Origin of the sequence: Bacillus sp. CFBP9009, assembly GCF_036541465.1 — a bacterium.
GTDB lineage: Bacteria > Bacillota > Bacilli > Bacillales > DSM-1321 > Peribacillus.
In genome coordinates, this window is the sequence record NZ_JAZHFU010000002.1 from 312792 (window position 1) to 334484 (window position 21693).

21 protein-coding genes are annotated in these 21693 nt (G+C 40.0%); 3 read left to right on the top strand and 18 right to left on the bottom strand.

The features are described 5' to 3' along the window. Nucleotides 1-30 precede the first annotated feature (30 nt). From V3595_RS06655 to V3595_RS06675, 5 genes are all read right to left on the bottom strand, one after another. A complete protein-coding gene (locus V3595_RS06655; RefSeq protein ID WP_485906109.1) occupies nucleotides 31-822 on the bottom strand; it encodes an SDR family oxidoreductase in 792 nt (263 codons plus the stop codon). 81 nt (nucleotides 823-903) lie between these two features. Continuing rightward, entirely contained in the window at nucleotides 904-1842 is a 939-nt protein-coding gene (locus V3595_RS06660; protein ID WP_485906111.1) for a VOC family protein, read from the bottom strand. A 122-nt stretch (nucleotides 1843-1964) separates the two neighbouring features. Next, nucleotides 1965-2498: a cupin domain-containing protein gene (locus V3595_RS06665; RefSeq protein ID WP_402841450.1), complete on the bottom strand. Its 534-nt coding sequence runs from the start codon at nucleotides 2496-2498 to the stop codon at nucleotides 1965-1967. A gap of 290 nt (nucleotides 2499-2788) precedes the next feature. Continuing rightward, nucleotides 2789-3604 carry an IclR family transcriptional regulator gene (locus V3595_RS06670; protein ID WP_137020733.1) on the bottom strand — a complete coding sequence of 272 codons (816 nt, stop codon included), beginning with the start codon at nucleotides 3602-3604 and terminating at the stop codon, nucleotides 2789-2791. A gap of 489 nt (nucleotides 3605-4093) precedes the next feature. Further along, entirely contained in the window at nucleotides 4094-4324 is a 231-nt protein-coding gene (locus tag V3595_RS06675) for a hypothetical protein (protein WP_485906114.1), read from the bottom strand. A 677-nt stretch (nucleotides 4325-5001) separates the two neighbouring features. Between V3595_RS06675 and V3595_RS06680 the strand changes: the two genes are divergently transcribed. Together V3595_RS06680 and yppF are read left to right on the top strand one after the other, a co-directional pair. Further along, the gene (locus V3595_RS06680; protein ID WP_485906116.1) at nucleotides 5002-6291 is read left to right on the top strand and encodes an MFS transporter; all 1290 of its coding nucleotides are present in this window, start codon (nucleotides 5002-5004) and stop codon (nucleotides 6289-6291) included. Nucleotides 6292-6554: 263 nt separating this feature from the next. Beyond that, on the top strand, nucleotides 6555-6737 hold the full coding sequence (yppF, locus tag V3595_RS06685; RefSeq protein ID WP_214746539.1) for a YppF family protein: 183 nt from the start codon (nucleotides 6555-6557) through the stop codon (nucleotides 6735-6737). A 207-nt stretch (nucleotides 6738-6944) separates the two neighbouring features. On the opposite strand, the gene V3595_RS06690 is transcribed toward yppF, so the two are convergent. The 8 genes from V3595_RS06690 to V3595_RS06725 form a co-directional block, all read right to left on the bottom strand. Next, complete coding sequence (locus V3595_RS06690) at nucleotides 6945-8270, bottom strand: GntT/GntP/DsdX family permease (protein WP_485906117.1); 1326 nt, start codon at nucleotides 8268-8270, stop codon at nucleotides 6945-6947. Nucleotides 8271-8326: 56 nt separating this feature from the next. Continuing rightward, nucleotides 8327-9049: a GntR family transcriptional regulator gene (locus tag V3595_RS06695; protein ID WP_101221927.1), complete on the bottom strand. Its 723-nt coding sequence runs from the start codon at nucleotides 9047-9049 to the stop codon at nucleotides 8327-8329. A gap of 16 nt (nucleotides 9050-9065) precedes the next feature. Continuing rightward, the gene (locus tag V3595_RS06700; RefSeq protein WP_485906119.1) at nucleotides 9066-10079 is read right to left on the bottom strand and encodes a sugar kinase; all 1014 of its coding nucleotides are present in this window, start codon (nucleotides 10077-10079) and stop codon (nucleotides 9066-9068) included. After that, entirely contained in the window at nucleotides 10072-10827 is a 756-nt protein-coding gene (gene dagF / locus V3595_RS06705) for a 2-dehydro-3-deoxy-phosphogluconate aldolase (RefSeq protein ID WP_485906121.1), read from the bottom strand. Before dagF ends, V3595_RS06700 begins: the two co-directional genes overlap by 8 nt. Before the next feature lie 2 nt (nucleotides 10828-10829). Beyond that, complete coding sequence (locus tag V3595_RS06710) at nucleotides 10830-11933, bottom strand: DgaE family pyridoxal phosphate-dependent ammonia lyase (protein ID WP_485906123.1); 1104 nt, start codon at nucleotides 11931-11933, stop codon at nucleotides 10830-10832. Continuing rightward, complete coding sequence (locus V3595_RS06715; protein WP_485906125.1) at nucleotides 11911-13014, bottom strand: amidohydrolase/deacetylase family metallohydrolase; 1104 nt, start codon at nucleotides 13012-13014, stop codon at nucleotides 11911-11913. Before V3595_RS06715 ends, V3595_RS06710 begins: the two co-directional genes overlap by 23 nt. Before the next feature lie 488 nt (nucleotides 13015-13502). Next, nucleotides 13503-15092, bottom strand: a complete 1590-nt coding sequence (locus V3595_RS06720) for a long-chain-fatty-acid--CoA ligase (RefSeq protein ID WP_485906127.1) — start codon at nucleotides 15090-15092, stop codon at nucleotides 13503-13505. A gap of 323 nt (nucleotides 15093-15415) precedes the next feature. Next, nucleotides 15416-15862 carry a MarR family winged helix-turn-helix transcriptional regulator gene (locus tag V3595_RS06725; RefSeq protein ID WP_485906129.1) on the bottom strand — a complete coding sequence of 149 codons (447 nt, stop codon included), beginning with the start codon at nucleotides 15860-15862 and terminating at the stop codon, nucleotides 15416-15418. A 123-nt stretch (nucleotides 15863-15985) separates the two neighbouring features. Here V3595_RS06725 and V3595_RS06730 point away from each other — a divergent pair, with 123 nt between their 5' ends. Further along, nucleotides 15986-17173, top strand: a complete 1188-nt coding sequence (locus tag V3595_RS06730; protein WP_137018505.1) for an MFS transporter — start codon at nucleotides 15986-15988, stop codon at nucleotides 17171-17173. A 193-nt stretch (nucleotides 17174-17366) separates the two neighbouring features. On the opposite strand, the gene V3595_RS06735 is transcribed toward V3595_RS06730, so the two are convergent. The 5 genes from V3595_RS06735 to nagE all read right to left on the bottom strand — a co-directional run bounded on the left by V3595_RS06735 (nucleotide 17367) and on the right by nagE (nucleotide 21521). Further along, nucleotides 17367-17651, bottom strand: a complete 285-nt coding sequence (locus V3595_RS06735; protein ID WP_485906131.1) for a hypothetical protein — start codon at nucleotides 17649-17651, stop codon at nucleotides 17367-17369. After that, nucleotides 17609-17938, bottom strand: a complete 330-nt coding sequence (locus tag V3595_RS06740; protein ID WP_485906133.1) for a hypothetical protein — start codon at nucleotides 17936-17938, stop codon at nucleotides 17609-17611. Before V3595_RS06740 ends, V3595_RS06735 begins: the two co-directional genes overlap by 43 nt. Before the next feature lie 219 nt (nucleotides 17939-18157). After that, complete coding sequence (locus V3595_RS06745; RefSeq protein WP_485906134.1) at nucleotides 18158-19201, bottom strand: oxidoreductase; 1044 nt, start codon at nucleotides 19199-19201, stop codon at nucleotides 18158-18160. Between the two features lie 45 nt (nucleotides 19202-19246). Further along, complete coding sequence (locus V3595_RS06750; RefSeq protein ID WP_485906136.1) at nucleotides 19247-19675, bottom strand: DUF1801 domain-containing protein; 429 nt, start codon at nucleotides 19673-19675, stop codon at nucleotides 19247-19249. Nucleotides 19676-20045: 370 nt separating this feature from the next. Then, the gene (nagE, locus tag V3595_RS06755) at nucleotides 20046-21521 is read right to left on the bottom strand and encodes an N-acetylglucosamine-specific PTS transporter subunit IIBC (protein ID WP_485906137.1); all 1476 of its coding nucleotides are present in this window, start codon (nucleotides 21519-21521) and stop codon (nucleotides 20046-20048) included. Nucleotides 21522-21693 lie beyond the last annotated feature (172 nt).

Genomic DNA, 21693 nt, shown 5'->3' on the forward strand with positions numbered 1-21693 from the left:
CGCGTTATCCTACCTTTTTTAGTAATATATTTAAAGTGCCTTACCGATCGCTCCTGCCGTCTCAATCGTCGAACCTGCTACATAACTTGCTTTGTCTGAAGCAAGGAAAACAATGACACTGGCCACTTCTTCCGCTTCCCCAACGCGGCCGAGAGGGATATTCCGTTTTTTCGCAAGGTCTCCGTAATATTTTTCAGGGTCCATATCAGGGGCATTTTTCAATCTTCTTCGCTCCCATTGGTCGGTCCGGATCAATCCAAGACTCACTGAGTTTACCAATATATTGTCAAAGGCCAATTCCTGGGATAAGGTTTTGCTTAAATTAAGGAGACCAGCCCTTGCTGCTGCAGTCGCTACCATATGACGTTCAGGTTCTTTAGCGAGGGTTGCATTAATATTAATAATCCTCCCTCCTCCCCTTTTCACTAAATGAGGATGCGAAGCACGAACGGCATATATGATGGCAAAGAATTTTAACTGAATCTGTTCTTCCCACTGCTCATCCGTTATGTCAAAAAAGTGACCCATCACGCTTTGACCGGCTGCATTCACCAATATATCGATTCCGCCAAACCTCTCAGCGGTACCATTAATGAAAGAATCTACATCCGATTTTGAGGTGACATCACATGTTGATGCAAAAATATCTGCCTTTTCACCAAATGAGAGCAATTGACTTTGTGCATTTTCCATACGCTCTGCACTTCTGCCGCATATAGCCACTTTCGCTCCTTCAGCTAAAAACATTTCTGCTGTTTTTAATCCCACGCCCGACGTGCCGCCCATAATGACAGCCACTTTTCCTTGCAATCCTAAATCCACTCTCTTCACTCCTTTTCAAAGCCATTTTCCTTAAACGCTGTAACTACGCGCAAGAATAATGGGAGGAAATCAAAATCCTCCTCATTTTTCCGCCAAGACAGAACCATCTATATGAGAATCAACCCAGCCTGGATCGGGATCGCCTCCCATTGCTTTGCGGGCTTCAGGTTTCGGCGGCCCTGCAATCCCCCACTGATCCATTAAATGCGGGACCCGTTTCCATACTCGTGCTCTCCACTCAGATTCATCTTCGATCGTTTCCAGATAACATGTATACTCCATAACAAAACCGCCTGGGTCTTGAAAATAACAGAAAATATTGTCTCCAGGCCCATGACGTCCAGGTCCCCAAAGTTCTGACAAGCCTGATTTTCGCACATTGCTTATTCCTCGCATCAATTCATCCACGGAATCGACTTCGTATGCGATATGATTGACTGACGCATGCTCATCTTGATTGAAGGCAATGGAGTGATGTTTCCTGTTGCATCGCAGGAAAGACATTTGGTGCTCACTCCAATCAGTAACTTTAAAACCAAGTACATCCGTATAAAACTCAACGATCATATCTAAGTTCTTCGTGTTCATTACAACATGGTTCAATTTCACTGGGTCAACATTTTTCTTGCTCCAAATAGACGTTTGTACTTCCACCCAAGCTGAAAGCTCAATCACGCGGTTTTCCGGATCAATAAATCGGAGGCCATAACCGGCACCTGCTTCATCCAAATATCCAGGTGGTTCAATAATTCGAACGCCCTTCGATTGTAATATCCCTGCTGCACGATCCACCGCATTTTTATCGACCATGCCAAAAGCTATATGATGCAAACCACGTTTTTCTCCCTTGTGAAGGCTTAAAATATGATGTTCCGGTCCAGCCCCGCGGAAATAAACCGTATTCTCCTCTTCCGGAACATCCACTCTATCCAGTCCCCAAACCTTTTCATAAAACTCTGCTTGATCGTCGAAATTCGGAGTTATCATGCTTATATGTCGTAAATGAGTAATCCCAAGCATTTTTTATACCTCCCATAATTTAATTGGACTTTAGATAAATTGCATTGGTCATATTTAACAATCTAATCGAAAAGGGCGCCTCATTAATTTTCATAATGCAGGTGCCCTTCTCAGCTAAATGATCACTCTTTAATAATGGCTTCTCTTTCTTTAGCGCGTTGTTTACGCAGTTCTTCGAGGTCACTGCCTTCAGGATAAGTCGGCAAGTTAGGTTTCACTGCCCCTAGCATCACGAGCATCCGCGCCTCCACATCACCATCATTCCTAATTCCCCGATAAACCCCTGGTGGGCTGCTGATGCAATCTCTTGCACTTAATTTAATTTCATGCACTTCACTGTAGCTATCCTCTTGAATTAATGCCGTGACTTCACCCTCAAGAATGAAAAACACTTCTTCAACATCGTCGTGAAGGTGCAAAGGACCGATACATCCCGGAGGAAGCACCATTGTACTTAAAGTGAAATGTACACCTGCTATTACATTCGTATCATTATTGGCAGTCGCACCACGTCCGATATATCTCATCTGTGCACGTCTATAAGCGGGATCGATTTCTTCTTGGAACTTCAAGACATCCCAATCAAGCGAACGGTCTTTTAATCGGGCAACATATTTTTTTTCAAAATCCTTCACTGAAAAAGCTTCTTTTGTCATTTTAAAATTCCTCCCTTATTTGTTGTTTCTAAACCGTATTATGTTTCATAAGCAAAACATTGTTTTGTCTATGAATTAAGTCTAAAATGAAAACGCTTCATTGTCAACGAATTTTTAGAATATTTAAAACTATTTTTATAATCCGTGTGTTCATCATTTTGCGATAAGCTTGTAATGATTTAATCTACTATCCGCCTTTCTTCACAAAAAAAGTGTGGATACCCTATTGGGAGATCCACACTTTCTAGAAAAGTTATTCACTTAATAATAGATTGGCACTTTTAAATTGTTCAGACATCTTCGTGTTGATACGGCTTAACCCCACTATATCCCATATAAACGGATAACTGCCGAGAAACTTCCAACAGTTTCGGCAAGGCAATTTTATCGATAAAATCCTCCTGGTAAGCAGACTCTGTTGCCACGACATTCAATGCAGCTAATACTTTCCCAGTCCTGTCAAAAATCGGAGCGGCAACAGAACGGATGCCAGGATGGAATTCCCCGCTTGTCATTGAATAGCCATTTTGCCGAATCGATTCCAGCTGTTTTTGAAATTCACCCGGCGCGGTGAGTGTTTTGTCTGTATAAGGAGTTAGATTTGAGATTTTAAACATTTGCATCAGCATTTCTTTCGGTTGATATGCCAAAAGTAATTTTCCATTGGCCAAAGCATGTGCCGGCAGTCGCAAACCTATGTTCACATTGACAGCGGATACGCCTCTGATTGGGGCACTTCCAACATAAACAACTTCCTGTCCATCCAAAATTGAAAGATGGCAGGAGGCTCCGATTTCATCACGCAAAGTCTCCATATAAGGCTGGACAATTTCCTGGAATTTCAAGCTGTTCAAATAGCTAAATCCCAATTCAAGAACCTTTGGCGTTAAACTATAACGTTTCGTATGTTCATCCTGAGACAAATAACCAATATTTTGTAATGTGAATAATAAACGATATGGTACCGTTCTGCTTACTCCCAGTTGTTTTGCAATTTCTGAAAGAGACAAACTAGGCTGTACTTCATTAAAGAGCTTAATGATTTCCAACCCTCTAACCAATGAATTAGCACTATATTTCTCTTTCTCTTTTTCTTCGCTTGCCATTCGAGTATTCCCCCCGTTGTGAATAAATCTCATTTTCTCCTGACTATAACACTTTCAGTAAAGCTTTCTTCAGACCTAGAAAGAAGAACTTGCAGTATATGTACATCTTTTTCTGTATTTGCTGAATGCTTTTGATGCATACTTAATGGTTGCAAACCTGTTGTAAGTAGCATCCGTACACCCCAAGATCCTGCTGATACTTAAATGGCCGGTCTTCCCGTACAATGGAAAAACCGGGATTAGGCATCAATTTTTAAAATATTCTTGTCTCACTATCAGGTCTGACCTGATTCAGTTCACCACCCAAGACCAATATCGGGACAGATATTGAAGATAGGATGTCCATTTGGTTTAAATTTGATAAAGAGAATTGAAATGACCGGTATCCTGACGTAAGCACTTGCGCTTCCTTAACTAGACAGAAACATTTGGCGCCAGTAGCGCACAGCCCTTTGCAAGTTCATATGATCACATTTCGATGGATTGTAATCACTTCAGAAGTTTCCGTTTACTTTCTATCATGCTAACAACAGCTGCTCCACGAGTCACATCAGATATAATCAACGCTTTCACCACTTTTGGAAAACGGCTTGTAAAAGCCGAGAGCGATAACAGAGCCGATGTCTCCTTGTTTCCCAAGCACTGCAGAATAACAAGCTCATTCCTTACAAATAATGAATCGGGCAGTTCTTCTAATTGGCAACCATTTCTACCTCGCAATCCTTAACTCTTCATGTATAAATAGAATAGTTTATATGTGTCAATTAAAGCATATTTACATATATAAAACTATTTGGAAGGCCTAGCTTAATTCACTTATCAATAGAAAAGCTTGTTGTTATATAACCAAATATAACCAATTATACAAGTAAAAACAAATAAAGAATTTTAATACATCGATATTCTCTGCCAAATCACGGCATTTTCCAATATTAAGTATTTCATATACAAAACAATATATATGAATTATAGATTTTCCTGATTTTAAATTCAATATCAACAAGTCAGAATTTTTAATAATTTGATAATAATTTGTTTTTTTGACACAAAGAATTAGATTTACATCCATTATAAGTCCTTGCTTGATTGAGATCCACTTACTCAATAGGATGAAACAGAGTTCGGTTTTTAACTGAAAGCGCTTATAAGATTGTTTATTCTAAAAATATAAAATTGTCAAAATATTAAATTGACAATCAAATTATTTTAATTTATCGTTAAGAAAGTAAAACTTTGTTTTCCTTACAAAACACTTCTGTTCCTTTTTATCTATCAAAATTATAATGAAAGGCGGGAAAAATTAAAACTAGTACCTTTCTAAAGGGATAACCGTAAAACACTTATTCTCGAATGTAAGTGTTTTAAGGAATGCTAAAAAGCGATAAGGAGATGGTATTATGTTAAATGGGCAAAAAAGATGGTTGTATATTGCCGTTCCAATTTTTTTCTTTTGGTTTTTCGGACAAATTGATAAAGTTGGCATTTCCATCATTCAAACTGATCCGGAATTCTTGCAAGCACTCGGTATGACAGGTGATGACAAAAATGCAAAGATCGGTCTTCTATCATTTGTATTCACCATTGCTTATGGAGTTTCAAATCTTTTTTGGGGCTTCATCATTGATAAATTAGGTGCACGTAAAACAGCCATCGCCGGTTTATTCGTTTGGACACTCACGATGATCATGTCAGGCCTGGCAAATTCATATGAAATGTTTTTAATAAGCAGGATCATTCTTGGTTTTGGTGAGGGGATGATGATTCCGGTTTCCGGAAAATTCATTTCTAACTGGTTTAATAAACGGGAATTGGGGAGGGCCCAGGCATCTTGGCTTACCGGAAACTATTTAGGCCCGGCAATGGGAGCCATTTTCTTGGTGCTCGTGATATCTTTACTCCACTGGCAAGCAGCTTTCTTTATGCTTGCAGCTTTCAACTTATTTATAAATATCCCTATGTTCATCTTTATGACAAGAAATACACCAGAAGAGCACCCCCGTATAAGTAAGGAGGAATTGGCCTTCATTCGCCAAACGGATGATGAAGTGACAGAAACCGCCCGCTCCGAGAACAAGAGTTTCGCTCAAGATTATCGTTTCTGGATTGTTTGGTTCGGCATGCTCGTATGCTCCTTCTTATTTTTCGGAATCAGCATTTGGCTTCCTACCTACCTCATTGAGGCAAAAGGATTCGAAAAGGAAGGAATGTCGAGCATTACTTCACTTTCCTGGCTATTCGCTTTAGGATTTGTCTTGGCATGCGGTTTTCTGGCTGACAAAACCAGACGTCCAAGTTTGATGGCCACGATTCTATTTTCATTGACGGCTGTCTTTTTGACTGTAGCTGTCTTCATCCCCAATCCTATTTTGGCAGGACTATGTATGGGACTGGCAATGGGATGTCAAGGCGGTGTGTTCCATCTAAGTAATATGCTCATGGTAAAATATTCAACACCTGAAACCGCAGGACGAGCCGCTGGTCTAATTGGATTCACGAATATCATGGGCGGCTTTTCGAGCTATATCATGGGATGGCTTCGTGACTTGTCTGGCGGGGACTTCAGTTCATCGATCGCCATGCTGATTTTTACAGCCTTCTTAGGTTTGGCAGCTTATTTATTCTCCATTAAGAGAGAATCCGCAGAACTGCGCTTATCACCTCTACCTGTACAAAAGATACAAGCATGAAGTCGTTGCAAAATCAGTTTTTTCACCTAAATCAACAAAAAAACCCTTGAATTATCAAGGGTTTTTTTGTGCCGAATTAACAGCAAGTCGGTAAAATACCGTTCTTTTTGCATTTCCCGATAAAAGTTTCCACCGCTTACTCCGAATCACTCCTTTATTTGTATAAATATGTCGATAGTTAAAATATTCAAAAAATGATATTTTTTTGAATACCCATGTTATATTGTTAATGGAAAAAAATACTTGTCAAGTAAGGTGAGTGTGTGAATATAGAAGTTTTAATTCTCCATTATATTCAGGAAAAACGTCAAAAGCCTAACCATGCCAATGAATTATTGGATTATATTCAGAATGAATATGTAAACGGGAAGCTGTCAATCTTGCAATATAGAAGTCTCTGTCAGGACTTATATCTTCGAGGAGCCAAACAAACGTCTCCTGGATGAAACTACACCCTTGTCACTAGTCATACTACTTCCAATTGTGAATAGTTTCTGTTTTTTCCGCAACGACCTATCTTTAAGAGTAAAGCCGGTCATTTTCTCCCTCCCCAGTATGTTCATAACTAAATAAAAGCCTCCGTGATCTGTCACCCCAAGACAGTTCACGGAGGTAAATGCTACTTAATCAGGCATTGCAAAAATTTTCTTTAATTAAATGAATATATCGAAAATTAAAACCAAACCGAATGCCACGAAGGAAAGTAAGGTTTCCATGACTGTCCAAGTTTTGAAAGTTTCTTTAACGGTTAATCCCATGTATTCTTTTACTAACCAGAAACCGGCGTCATTAACATGGGAGAACATAAGTGAGCCTGCTCCCGTGGCAATAACGAGCAATTCAAGATTAACACCCGTCATATTGGCAACGACCGGTGAAACGATCCCTGCTGCCGTGGTCAAAGCGACGGTTGCAGAACCTGTGGCAATCCGAATCAGTCCGGCCACAAGAAATGCAAGAACGATCGGTGATAAAGAAATTTCTTCAGACATGGAAGCGATCGCAGTCCCTACGCCACTATCAATCAAAATTTGCTTGAATCCTCCGCCAGCACCGATAATAAGAATTATGGAAGCTAATGGCAATAAGCATTCTTCCGTCAACTTTTTAATTAGTGATTTGTCCATACCCTGTCTGTAGCCCAAGAAATAGTAAGCTGCAAAACAGGAGATTAATAGGGCGATCACTGGACTTCCGATAAACAATAAGAATTTTTCAATGGCACCTGGTATCGGCAGATAAGGCGCCACTACCGTTAAAACCATCAACAATACCGGCAAAAGGATGATGAAGAACGAAACTCCAGTGCCTGGTAATCCACTTGACTTTGTTTCCACACGGATCAATTCCGGTTCTCCAATAGGAATGACCCGTTTATGAATCCATTTTGCGAATAGAGGTCCCGCAATAACAGCAGTCGGGAATGCGATGATCAATGAGTACAGAAGTACTTGTCCCATGTTAGCATTATAAATTCCAATGGCTGTCATGGCTCCAGGATGCGGAGGTACCAGCCCATGTACGATCGATAAACCAGCAAGTACTGGAATACCAATTAACAAGATGTTCACTTTGGTAGATTTCCGAATGGAAATGACCAAAGGAAGCAATATTACTAAACCAACCTCGAAAAATACCGGAATGCCGATGATGAAACCAGATAAAAGCATGGCCCATGGCAGTTTTTTCACGCCGAATTTATTAATGAAAAAGTCAGCAACCTGCATACCAGCTCCAGAGTCGGACATCATCTTTCCTAAGATGGTACCTAAGGCCAATATTCCAATAAGGTGACCTAGGACCGCTCCGACACCCGTTTCATAAGCCCCAACAATCTTGTCCATTGGCAGTCCAGAAAAAACCGCTAAAAATAAACTGGCTACAGTCAAGCTAATGAATGCATGCCATTTCCACCATGATACCCCTAAAATAACTATTACGATTGCTATCAGCGTGATTCCTAATAAATATAGATCCATATGTTCTCCCCATTCCCAAGAAATCGCTTACAATCAAACCAATACAATAAATGGGATTATTGTACCGGCTCGTTATACGTCACAATGTAGTTCTGTTTAGCCGTGTTGTAATATCCTTCACTGTATTCCATAACATTTCCGTCCCCATCACTGGAAATTCGAATCCTCTTTAGTACTGGACTATTGTTTTCGATTTTCAGTGTTTCGCAAATGTGATCCGGAGCGATAGCAACGGCAAACTCATCTCTGAATATTTCAAGTTTGACGTTTTGATCTTCCAAAAAGCGGTACAAAGAATTGATTTGGACCTCTTCTATCTCTTCTTGGTTTAAATCAAGTGAAACATAATGTGTAAAGTAAATATAAGGTTCATTGTCCAATAAATATATCCGTTCGATACTTAAGCAATGGTCACCAAATAAAGAATGCAGCTTAGAGTCTGAAGAAAGGTCAACATGACTTATGTTTAACACCTTTTTTAAAATGGAGTGCCCTTCCTCCACCAACAGCTCTGTGAAACGCTTTCCTTTGGAAAGTTTGACAATCGAACCATTAGCTATGACTCTAGTGCCTTTGCCGCTTTTCTTTTCAACATACCCCTCTTGAACGAGTTCTTTGATTGCATTACGGACAGTGACCTTACTTACGTTAAATTCTTCTTCCAAAAGAGGCTCAGAGGGAATGTTTGTGTCGATGGCATAAACCCCATGTAAAATACGATCCTTTAATATTTCTTTTATCTGTAAATACATCGGTCCATTTTTTCTGTTCACATTCATTCCTAATCTCCTGCCTTTATCTCTTAATATCTTCCATTTTACCTTCCATTGCCGAGAGTATCTCCTTTTCGGTTGCCAAAGGAGTATCTCCAACGACAGTACATGCCAGCAATCCTGATACAGCCGCAAACCGAACTGTCTTTTCAGGGGAATATCCTAGCAATTCGCCATGTAGGATTCCACTTGTGTAAGCATCGCCTGAACCTATTCTATCATATACGGAAAATGATAGGATATCGGAAAAGTAAAATGTTTCTTCCTTGTATATATACCCCCTCAACGTATGGCTATTATCACTGTTGATTGAACGATGTGTCCCTGCTATCGATTGAATATTGAATTTCTTGGCCACTTCAGGGATCAACTCAATGAGCTGCTCTTTCCTTGTGGAGCCTTCTGACTTCATTCCTAAAATATATAGGGCGTCTTTCTCATTCATCATGACGATATCAGCCAAAGAAAGCATTTCTTCATAATGAGGCTTTGCGTCAGCGTAACCTCCCTCCCATAAAGAGGGACGGTAATTGCAATCGAAACAGACTGTACCGCCTTTTTCTTTGACTTTTCCAGCCAGCGCCTTCATACTTTCCCGTACATTTTCCGCCATTGCAAGCGTGATTCCGCAAAAATGGATGATATCCGTACTTTCCGAAATCATATCCATATCATAATCGGATAAGGTGGCTGTATTAAAACTGCTTTCCAGTCGATTGGAATATGTGACACGGCTCGCCCGCTGTCCAAAACCATTTTCCAAAAAGTACATCCCCATGTATTTGCCGCCTCTAGAGATGAAGTTCCTTCCAATTCCTAAGCGCTGCAAAGCTGAAATCGCTGAATCCCCAAGGGGGTTATCCGGTAACTTGGTCACAACATACCCATCATGTCCAAGCTTTGTCATCGCAGAAGCTACATTTACTCCCGTGCCTGAAAAGGAGTATTGCAGAGTGTTAGCCTGTGATAGCAATTCATACCCTGGTACCTGCAAACGCATCATAACTTCCCCGAATGCCACAATCCTTTTAGGCATATTTTTCAACCAATTTTTTTGTTATGGCCAATAATTCCCTTACATCCTCACCATTCGTTTTACCAGTCTCTTCATCGATGATGGAAGAATATACATGGGGAATGACTTTAGGCACTTTTGCTTCTAATGCCATTTCTAAAATGGTCTCGAAATTATTCAAATCGATTCCACCTGTTGGTTCCAAAGCAAATCCCTCTTCACCACAAGCTTTTGCCACAGCACGATATTCATCTTCATGCTTCAGGCCTTTCATCGGAAAGTATTTTAATGCATTTCCTCCCATATCGCGAACAAGCGCAATGGCAGCTTTGATAGGCACAATGGCAGTTTCACTTGCACCTGCACTTACTGGACCAGTGGAGATATTCACATAACCGACTTTCCCAGTTGGAGAAACAAGTGAATTTATCCAACTATCCTTCTCACCTAAATTGGCCCTCGTAGCACCTACAGCCGGAAAAACCTGGTTAATATGACTGCCTGGATAGTATTTTGCGATTTCTGCGACAACTGCTGCCTGTCTATTATCGCCCGCGCCCAATCCTATTGAAACGGCCTCATCAATGGCTTCCCCGTATTCTTTCATTGCTGTAACACCAGCTTCCACAGTTGGATAATCCTTTGAGAGTACGCCAACCAATACATGGCCTTCCGCTGCTTCAAAGACTTCCACTGCATTTTCTACACTATTTGCAAGTACATTTAAGGCTACACGATCATTCAATAACCGTTTGTTTATGTTTGTCATCCTTATTTTCCTCCTAATATGGTTCTTAATTGTGCTTCAATGACATTTATATCATCACCTTGCAATGGACGCGGATCTATATCGAAAAACCCTTGCCGTATCCCATAATCACGTGTATAAATGGCAATATCCCCATTTCTGAGCTGCTCGTTCACTTCTTTCGCAGTTGTTTCCGTTATCAAAGGATCAATGGAAATACGGGCTCTATATATGGCACGGCCGGCTTCATCCTGCACTATCGTTACTTTTACGCCATCAATGGAGTCAAGTGATGTGAGAACTTGTAAACTAGCTTTTTCTTTTTCGCTATTATCTGTCTTGACAAAATACTCATCCAATGCCTGAAGCAGCCCAAAGGTAGTTTCCTTTCCAACCTTCATGCTCCTTCCGATACAGTGCAGTTGAACCTTTACCCATTCGATATATTTTTTTCCGCCAGCAACGATACCTGATGTGGGTCCTTCAATGGCTTTTGATCCACTATAGATCGCCAAGTCGGAGAATTGTACATATTTTTCCAAATCCTCCTCAGCTGCTGCATCGACAATCAGAGGGATACTATTCTTTTTGGCCACTTCCCATGCTTCTTCGACCGATATCATATTTTTCTGAACAGCATGATGCGATTTCACATATAAAATGGCGGCAGTATTTTCATTTATGGCATCCGCAATATGTTCTGCCTTCCCTTCATTTGCATACCCAACTTCAACTAACTTTCCGCCACCAAGGTAAATCATGGTTTCAACCGGTGCACCATACTGAACGTTATGGCCTTTCAGCATGATGATTTCATTCTTTTGAATAAGATCTTGATGAAGCCTTTCACTTTTCCTTCTGTTTCCTTCAGTCACGATCGCCGCTACGGAGAGCGCAATTCCACTTGATGCTGAGTTTACGACGACCGCTGCTTCAGAATGAAGCAAATTAGCTATATGCTGCCCTGACTTATCGACTAAATCAGAAATTTCAACATAATTTTGCCCACCTTTTTTCATCGCGTCCATCACTGTGTCAGTTGGGGCAGAAACCCCCAATATGCTCATTCTTCCGCTTGCATTGATGACTCTTTTCAAACCGTATTTAGCGTTCAATGAATTCTCCATTTATAACCACTCCTTTTACAACAACTCTTTTTTCTGCCATCCTTTTTTCACCTTCGGAATCCAATAAAAGGGTCTGTTCATTCTCGATCGAGAATAAGGTCAAGTTCGCAATATCCCCAGTTGAAATCCTGCCAAGCTCTGGTTTATGCAACCAAGCTGCTGCATTGACCGTAACGGCATCTATTACTTCTTTTAATGGATAACCGAGGTACAAAAATTTTGTAAGCACATTTGCCATATTAAAAACTGGCCCATTCTCTCTGTTTTTACGATATATATCCGTACTGATCGTATTGAAACGGATTCCCCGCTTTTTTGCCATTTCGGCAGTTTTAAAAGAAAAGCTTGCCGTTCCATGACCTACATCCAAATGAACACCACGTTCAATCGCCTTACTTAACTCAGGCAGTGGCTCTTCTCTTACGTCAAATAAATTATTCGCTTTACCATTTAAGAAATGTGTAATAATGTCCTTTTCCTCAAGTAAATCAAGGACTTCCTTAATATCAGGCGGCCCTGAACCGATATGAACCATTAATGGTAAACCAGTTTCAGCCGAGAACTTCCTAGCGATTTTTAATGGCTCGACACCATTTGGACCAACCACACTTTTACTTATTCTCGCTTTAAGTCCAACGATAAACTCCCCGTACTTGGAAATTGCCTTCCTTAATTCCCCCTCGTCCAGCCATGAAATATCCGATAACTCATCAATCCTTTTCAATCCAATCCGTGAAATATTCAGAAAGGCGAAAACATTCGTTTTGGAATTTTCACAACTGCTAACCAGATCAGATATCCTATCTGCCCCCGTGCTTCCTGCATCAATGACCGTTGTTACACCAGTTTTATATCCAATCTCATCAACCTCATCACCATAAGGATCGAATTCTGGGAAAGCATGTACATGCATATCAATCCATCCGCTCGAAACAAAAACTTTTTGATCATAATCTATTATCTTATCCCCTGTTGCAGTTCCGGGAAGTGCGGTTTCTTTAATCATCCCATTTTCCAGTATGATATCCGCTGCATTTCCCTCTAACATCTTTACATTCTTCAGAACTAACGTATCTGTCATTTCCCTCATCCTTTTCGATACTTCCTATCGATTGCAAGTACTTTGTATACGGTTACGCTGAATCGTATGAGAATACATTTCATTTCTCTTTACAAAAATAGATTATCATATTTTGTCGAACTAATCAATATAACGTTATAATGTTTGATTTAAATTTACAGAATTTTTAATAGATCATCGTTTGTTTTTCTATGTGCTTCTTAGTTTCTTCATATAATATGATCTCATTAGGTTTTTTTAAATTTTTCGTGCTATTCATAAAAAAAGGAGGGAGTAAAAACAATCTGTTTTTACTCCCTCCTTTTATTTTTTAAGAGTTGTTACAAATAACCAATGCTGTAAGTTCCTACTCTAATTATCCGGAAATGGTGCTTTCCATAATAATAAAAACCAAGAATGCTTATTTAAATGCATTCTTGGTCTTGTTATTTGCCTCACTTTATTTGATTTTAACCTTTTATGAGAACCCGTCCCTATAATGAAAGCCTTTAATTTACCTTTTTTGATCCTTTCCAATGGATTTCCCTCAAACGGTATTTTTGTAGCTTACCTGTTGCCGTTTTCGGTAAAGACTCTACGAATTCAACTTTTGTCGGTGCTTTAAAGTGGGCCATTTTTGAGCGGCAAAAGGTAATGATCTCATTTTCTGTCACTTCCGCATTGGGATGCAGCACAATGATTGCCATAGGCGTTTCTCCCCATTTATCATCTGGGATGGCAATGACCGCTGCCTCCAAAACATCTGGATGTTTATACAATATCCCTTCCACCTCTGTAGAAGAAATATTTTCCCCGCCGGAAATAATTAAATCCTTAGCCCTGTCCTGTATTTCAATATATCCATCAGGATAGGTCACCGCCAGATCCCCTGTATGAAACCAGCCATCCCGAATTGCTTCGGCCGTCTTTTCCGGATCCTTATAATATCCTTCCATTACAACATTGCCGCGAGTTATGATTTCCCCCAGTTCCTTTCCATCCCAAGCGACTGCTTTTCCATCTTGATTGACTACCATCGTTTCCCCATTGAAAACCAATTCAATACCTTGTCTTGCCTTTATTATTGCTTGTTCGTCCGCCGATTTAGCTTCAAACTCATCCTTCCACTCGTTATATAGGATGAAAGGGGAAGTTTCTGTTAATCCATAAACGTGAATCATATTCAAACCAAGGATTTCTTGTGCCTTTTGTATAAGCGCTGCTGCTGGAGGAGCACCTGCTGTTGCCATCCTTGGACGCACTTTGATATTTGTTTCTTTTGCTTTAGGATCATTCACTAGCATATTGACGACAGTAGGTGCTCCACATAATAATGTAATATTATGCCGGGCGAATAATTTGAGGATAAGAGGGGGATCAACTTTCCTTAAACATACATGGGTCCCGCCAGTAGCCGTTACCGACCATACACCCCCCCACCCATTTGCGTGAAACATTGGCAGGGTATGTAAGTATACATCGTCATGCTTCACTCCAAGGTGATAAATGAAATTAGCTGCATTCATGTAATTCCCGCGATGGGTCAACATTACCCCTTTTGGTTTTGAAGTCGTTCCACTCGTGTAATTTATAGTCAAAAGTTGATTTTCATCGATCGTAACCTCTGGCAGTCCATCATCATTTGCATGCAAAATGAAATTCTCATAGTCTATCCCAGGTAAAGTGGTTTCATGTCCTTCAACAGGCACGATAATGATTTTTTCCAATGATAGTTTAGTAATGACCTTTTCGATCGGAGCGGTGAATTCTTCATCGACTATCAACATTTTTGAATCGCTATGCTTGATGATATATTCCAAATCCTCTGCAGCAAGCCTATAATTCAAAGGAACCATTACCGCTCCCATTTGACAAATGCCATAAAAACATTCCAACATATAATGCGTATTTGGCAACATTACTGCAATATGGTCGCCTTTTTCAATTCCCGAAGAATGCAATGCTTTGGAAAGTTGATCTGTTCGCTGCCCGAATTCCTTATATGTAAACTCTTTCTCTTCATCGATGACTGCCACTTTATGAGGATAATATTTTACGGCCCTGCGCTTCCAATCCATTGGAGTTAATGAGGAAAACATTTTACCATCTCCTTCTTTTCAGATTCTTTGTATACAGCACCCTGCCTGGTTCGTCATGATGAATCCTGAGAAAAAAACTTCTTATCCTTTTGATACATATTCATTTTCCAGCCGTCATATCTTCTTTAATGGATTACTTACACCATAAAAAAATTATTGAATGACGTTTATACTTGGAATATTTTTAATTATTCTGATAATTAACCTCCTAAAAACAGTGAAATTCACTGCTTTAATAAATATTTTTTTCAAAAAAGGCAACATAAAAATTAATATAGTGCTTCTTCTTTCTATTATAATGGAAACTGTACACGTCAGGAAGACTATATTTTATTCTCTATGCATGATGACAGATGTTCGGTAAGTTTCCCAACGATTTGTTTGAGCCGTTCCGTTTCCTCTTCATTTAGGACGCTATAAAAGTCACGAAAGATTTTGGTAAAACACTTATTGATGGAATGATAGGTAGTCCTTCCACTTTCGGTGGATTGGATAAAAACTACCCGCCGATCATCCTCACTGTGTACCCTCTCAATCAACTTCTTCCGTTCAAGCCGATCAATTAGTGCAGTTCCTGCCGCAGGTTTAATCTTCAAATGATTCGAAACATCTTTAACAGCTATGGATTCATTCAAGACTATTAATTGCAATGCGCGATACTGTACAGAAGTTAAATCATATTTAACCAATAACGGTTCAACCAATTCTTGTGATAGGCTGCTTAGTTCCCTGATCTCTAGATGTAAATTATACAATTCACTTGAATTCATGTTTGACAATCCTTTCTTATTGACACTATCTATCTAAAACTATAACATAATTAACGTATCAAAAAATTAACCATGCGAATTAAATTGGTTATTGATTTTTAAAGAGAGAGAGAGAGGCTGTCCATGTCAGCAGAACAACGCAAAAAGATCATTATCCTCATGATCAATATGTTTATAGCAATAGGAAGTTTCGGTATCATCATTCCCATTTTACCAGCATACCTGGCCTCCATTAATCAAGGCGGAACCGCCGCTGGCCTAATGATCGCCATTTTCGCGGGTGCACAGCTTATCTTTTCGCCAATTGCCGGAAAATGGACTGACCAATTCGGGCGCAGAAAAATGATTATTTATGGATTGGTCGGTTTGACATTATCCATGTTTATTTTTTATGCAGTCAATTCCATTTGGTTATTATATGCTTCACGTATCATTGGCGGGATCGGAGCAGCTTTGCTTATACCCGCAATTTTTGCTTATGTAGCCGATATAACCACATTTGATCAACGCGCCAAAGGCAATAGTTTAGTATCTGCCGCCATGTCCCTGGGAATTGTAGTCGGTCCGGGAATTGGAGGTTTTTTAGCTGACTTCGGCTTGAAGTTTCCCTTTTTGATTTCTGCGCTGGTATCCCTATCAGCTGTGGTATTTTCGATTTTTGTTTTAAAAGAAAGCGAAACGGCACAGGTTGCACAATCCATGGATGCAAAAACTGAAACGATGATTCGGAAGATTGCCTTATCCGTGAAAATGCCTTATTTCATACCACTCATCATTACTCTTGTAATGAGCTTTGGCTTAATGGCATATGAATCTGTAATTGGTCTTTATCTTGATAATCAATTCAATTCAAGTCCTAAGGACATCGCCGTCATGGTTACAGCCACCGGTATCGTCAGTGTAATAGTGCAACTGTTTGTCGTCGACCGGATCGTACAGCGATTCGGGGAAGTGAATGTGCTGAATATCTTTATCAGTGTTGCAGCAATCGGTTTCCTTCTATCACTTTTTGCTACAAGTTACCTGATTTTCTTTTTGATTTCACTTATCATCTTCCTTTCCACTTCCATTTTGCGTCCAGTTCTTAACACACTGATTTCCAAGATGGCAGGGAATGAGCAGGGCTTTGCAATGGGTATGAATAATGCGTATATGAGCATCGGAAATGTGCTCGGACCTACACTTGCCGGAATGATGTATGATGTCCACATTACCTATCCGTTCATGTTGGGCCTTATCCTTTTATTCATTACTTTGATGATTACCATGGCTTGGCAAAAGCGATCTCTTCATGCAAAGGCATTATCGTAGAGCTTAGAAGGCATTTCAAGTTTCATGCCTCAAAACCCCCGAGTTGCAGCCGCCATTCGGGGGTTTTTCATTATGATTTTTATATCAATTGAAATCCTCCAAAACTGTATATTCACGAGTAAACGCCCAATCTCTTGAATATTCGCTCCAAATTCATACGAAAACAGCTCAAAATCTTGCGTAACATTCGAATTTACGAGTATTTGCTCCAATTCACGAGTAAATGGATGAATCTCACGAGTATTTGCTCCAAACTCACGAGTAAATGGATGAATCTCACGAGTAAATGGCACGAATTCACGAGTAAACGCTCAATCTCTTGAATATTCGCTCCAATTTCATGCTGAAACAGCTCAAAATCTTGCGTAACACTCGAATTCACGAGTATTGGCATAAAACTCACGAGTAAATGGGCGAATCTCACGAGTATTTGCTCTAATTCACGAGTAAATGGATGAATCTCACGAGTAAACCGCACGAATTCACGAGTAAACGCTCAATCTCTTGAATATTCGTCCCAGTTTTATATGGAAACAGCTCAAAATCTTGCGTAACACTCGAATTCACGAGTATTGGCATAAAATTCACGAGTAAATGGCACGAATTCACGAGTAAACGCCCAATCTCTTGAATATTCGCTCCAATTTCATGCCGAAACAGCTCAAAATCTTGCGTAACATTCGAATTTACAAGTATTTGCTCCAATTCACGAGTAAATGGATGAATCTCACGAGTATTTGCTCCAAACTCACGAGTAAATGGCACGAATTCACGAGTAAACGCTCAATCTCTTGGATATTCGCTCTAATTTCATGCCGAAACAGCTCAAAATCTTGCGTAACATTCAAATTCACAAGTATTTGCTCCTTAAGTTAATGATTTTATTTGACCAAAACAAAAAGCGGCCTTTTTCCTCTAAAAGAGAATAAGGCCGCTTATCATTCAGTTTTTCTCATTTTTATTGTTATAAGGGGAAAATGAATTTCATTTAATATATACGGCTTTTTTCCCTTTACTGCTTTCAAAAGCCGCATCAATGATTTTAATGACCGATAATCCCTCTTGGGCGGTTACTGGAGCTTTTTTCCCGTTCAATATACTATCGGCAATTGCTTGGTAATATGTTAAATAAGATCCATGCAGTGTTTCAATGGTTTCATGTGTCTCATTTTCACCTTCAACCGTAACCAGCTTACCATAGAATTCGGGTTCATCTGCACCCCAAGAGTCATCCATCGGTTTTTTTCCCTCACTTAGGGCTGCCTCTTGGCAGTCAAGACCGTACTTGATAAATGATCCTTTACTTCCATGCACCTGATAGCGCGGTCCATTAAACGGAACGATTGAGCCTGAATGCAAGATAACTCTCAGCTTTTCATATCCTAATATTACATGGAAATAATCATCCGTTTCTGCATTTTCTTTTTGGGAAAATACATCTGCCCAAACGAATTGCGGCAATCCAAACAAATGAAGTGCTTGATCGATGAGATGTGATCCTAAATCATAAAGCATGCCTGATCCCGGGCCTGGTTTTTCCCTCCATCTATCCCTGACCACAGGCCGGTATCGATCATAATGGACTTGGTATGTATTGATTTCCCCAAGCACTCCATCATCCATAAGTTTTTTCACGGTCAAAAAGTCATTATCCCATCTCCGGTTATGATAGACACTTAATAGCAGATTCTTTTCCTCGGCAATCTTAATGAGCTCCTCCGCCTCCCAAGCTTCCACTACCATTGGCTTTTCAAGGATGACATGCTTCCCTGCTAACAAGCTTTGCTTGGCCATTTCATAATGTAAACCACTCGGTGTCGTAATAACAGCCAAATCAATGGACGGGTCTTCAAGTATTTCCTCTAAGCTGCTTACCACTTCCACATCTTTCAAATCTTTTTGGACTTTTTCCTTATTGGAGCTGACAACTTTCGCTATTTGAAACTGCCCTAAAACACTTAGTAATGGCGCGTGAAAAGTAGCTCCTGACAATCCGTACCCAACTATGCCCACTTTAATTTTTCTCATTTTCGTTCCCACTCGCTTTCTTGTTCCTCTTAAACATACATTTTATTATATTTCATTGTCCGGGTATGTATCTCTCAAAAACTTGACAGATTGATTAATCAATTCTTTCAATACATTAATATTGATATCTGCCACTTTATTGATGTACACACACGCTTTTCCGGAAGTGTGTTTTCCAAATGCCTGTAACAATTCTTCTCTTTTTTTGTCTCCCGGAGCAAAGTATAAACTGATTTTTGCTTTTCGAGGCGAGAAGCCTACCAGGGGGGCATCGCCTTCGTGACCTGATTCATATTTATAATGATAGGTACCGAACCCAATTATGCTCGGTCCCCACATCTTTGCCTCATAACCTGTCGTTTCGGTAAAAACATCCAACAATTCGTATGCATCTTCACGTTTTTTCGGATTATCGACGTTCTCAATGAACTCAATGACACTACTGTCAGTTTCTTTGGTTTTTTGTTTATACATGACCGGAACCTCCCTTATATTAAAAGGTAGAAAAAATTCATAAGATATCGCTTGCTCAGTATCTTAGTACCATATACAAACGTGTTTTTAGGTTGATATGTATGTATACAGCCTTCATCACCGATGTATCAATGATTGGCGGACGATCTTCATTACTAGTTCTCCAAGCTTCATGGCAAATCCTTCATTCAATACCCTTATATATTATAGAACATTGATTCGTTTTATTCTATTTTAAGAGCAGAGTTTATAAAGATAAATCTTTTGTGCGTTATAAATCAGTACTTTATCATAAAAATCTCTACGATCAGAAAATATAATTCTGATCGTAGATTTTTGCATTATAAGGCAAAATGCAGTTTATCCAGACCTATTGCCGCCGGATTTTTTCAATTTCATCAGCTATGAATTGTACCTGTGTCCCTACGATGACTTGAATGCTTTGGGGACCCACGATATTGATTCCAGCAACCCCTGTTGATTTGATTTTATTCTGATCGACAGCTCCCATATTTTCCACTTCAACTCTTAAACGGGTAACGCAGTTATCTACAGATGTAACGTTTGCGTCTCCGCCTAATCCCTCATAAATAGCGGAAGCCATTCCAAAGAATTTACTCTCATTTTTCCCGCCTTGACTGCTGTCTGCTTCCGCAATCGCTCCTCCGCCATCAAGCTCATCTTCTGTATCATCTTCTCTGCCAGGAGTCATTAAATTGAACCTTGTTATCAAGAATCGGAATAAGAAATAGTAGATGACAGCAAAAGCCAGTCCTTGAAGAAGTAGCATATACGGTTCATTTGCCATTGGCAACCTTGAACTTAAAACAAAGTCAATGAATCCTGCACTAAAACCGAACCCTGCTGTCCATTGGAAAGTCGCAGCAATAGCTAATGATATTCCTGTTAATAAGGCATGCACAACGAAAAGGGCTGGTGCAACAAACATGAAAGCAAATTCCAACGGTTCAGTAACGCCTGTGAAAAATGAAGCGAAACCGGCTGCGAGCATTAATGAGGCAACTTGTTTTTTCTTCCGTGATTTTGCCGTATGGTACATGGCAAGGGCTGCTGCCGGCAAACCGAACATCATGACGGGAAAGAATCCGGCTTGATACATGCCTGTGGTTCCTTTTATTCCTGTTCCAGCCCAGAATTTACCGATATCGTTAAGTCCTATTACATCGAACCAGAATACAGAGTTTAACGCATGATGTAAACCTGTTGGTATCAAAAGCCGATTAAAGAATCCATAGAGTCCTGCTCCAGCAGCACCTAATTCACTTATTCCTTCCCCAAATATAACTAACCAGGAGTAGATGAGTGGCCATACGAAGAATAATATAAGGGAAACCAGTAACATGACAACCGCAGTAAGGATCGGGACAAGGCGTTTACCGCTAAAGAAAGCGAGTGCATCCGGCAGCTCGACCTTACTGAACCGATTATACATAGCTGCCGCTATAAGGCCCGAGAGGATTCCGACAAATGCATTTTCTATTTTCACAAATGCTGGATTTACATCTTTTGCATCAATTCCCTGCAGCATCGCTACAGAGTCCGTGGAAAGCAATGTCGTTACAACTAGATAGGCTACCAGCCCGCTTAAAGCGGCGGCTCCATCTTTTCCTTTCGACATCCCCAGCGCCACTCCAACAGCAAACAAGATAGCCATATTGTCAATGATCGAAGAACCTGCTTTTATTAAGAAAGCCGCTAACGGACTTCCCGCTCCCCATCCTGCCGGATCTATCCAATAACCGATCCCCATTAAAATGGCGGCTGCCGGCAATACGGCTACTGGCAGCATCAAGGAACGTCCAATTTTTTGAAGATATTTTTTCATCCCGCTTTCCTCCTGTCAATTACTGATTTAGGGCAAACCCCATATTCTATTAGACAACGGTTCCTTCCATTTTAGAACTTCATTTCATATATAAAGTTGGCTATATTCAGGAATAAAGTCTTAGCGATTTACTCATCCATCGAAAGTTCATAAAAAAAAAGAAAAGTCCAAC

Excerpts from the sequence above, each read along its gene's own strand:
- V3595_RS06660 (WP_485906111.1), bottom strand. The coding sequence starts at position 1,842 with ATGCTTGGGATTACTCATTTACGACATATAAGCATGATAACTCCGAAT.
- V3595_RS06665 (WP_402841450.1), bottom strand. The coding sequence starts at position 2,498 with ATGACAAAAGAAGCTTTTTCAGTGAAGGATTTTGAAAAAAAATATGTT.
- V3595_RS06670 (WP_137020733.1), bottom strand. The coding sequence starts at position 3,604 with ATGGCAAGCGAAGAAAAAGAGAAAGAGAAATATAGTGCTAATTCATTG.
- V3595_RS06680 (WP_485906116.1), top strand. The coding sequence starts at position 5,002 with ATGTTAAATGGGCAAAAAAGATGGTTGTATATTGCCGTTCCAATTTTT.
- V3595_RS06690 (WP_485906117.1), bottom strand. The coding sequence starts at position 8,270 with ATGGATCTATATTTATTAGGAATCACGCTGATAGCAATCGTAATAGTT.
- V3595_RS06695 (WP_101221927.1), bottom strand. The coding sequence starts at position 9,049 with ATGAATGTGAACAGAAAAAATGGACCGATGTATTTACAGATAAAAGAA.
- V3595_RS06700 (WP_485906119.1), bottom strand. The coding sequence starts at position 10,079 with ATGCCTAAAAGGATTGTGGCATTCGGGGAAGTTATGATGCGTTTGCAG.
- dagF (WP_485906121.1), bottom strand. The coding sequence starts at position 10,827 with ATGACAAACATAAACAAACGGTTATTGAATGATCGTGTAGCCTTAAAT.
- V3595_RS06710 (WP_485906123.1), bottom strand. The coding sequence starts at position 11,933 with ATGGAGAATTCATTGAACGCTAAATACGGTTTGAAAAGAGTCATCAAT.
- V3595_RS06715 (WP_485906125.1), bottom strand. The coding sequence starts at position 13,014 with ATGACAGATACGTTAGTTCTGAAGAATGTAAAGATGTTAGAGGGAAAT.
- V3595_RS06720 (WP_485906127.1), bottom strand. The coding sequence starts at position 15,092 with ATGTTTTCCTCATTAACTCCAATGGATTGGAAGCGCAGGGCCGTAAAA.
- V3595_RS06725 (WP_485906129.1), bottom strand. The coding sequence starts at position 15,862 with ATGAATTCAAGTGAATTGTATAATTTACATCTAGAGATCAGGGAACTA.
- V3595_RS06730 (WP_137018505.1), top strand. The coding sequence starts at position 15,986 with ATGTCAGCAGAACAACGCAAAAAGATCATTATCCTCATGATCAATATG.
- V3595_RS06745 (WP_485906134.1), bottom strand. The coding sequence starts at position 19,201 with ATGAGAAAAATTAAAGTGGGCATAGTTGGGTACGGATTGTCAGGAGCT.
- V3595_RS06750 (WP_485906136.1), bottom strand. The coding sequence starts at position 19,675 with ATGTATAAACAAAAAACCAAAGAAACTGACAGTAGTGTCATTGAGTTC.
- nagE (WP_485906137.1), bottom strand. The coding sequence starts at position 21,521 with ATGAAAAAATATCTTCAAAAAATTGGACGTTCCTTGATGCTGCCAGTA.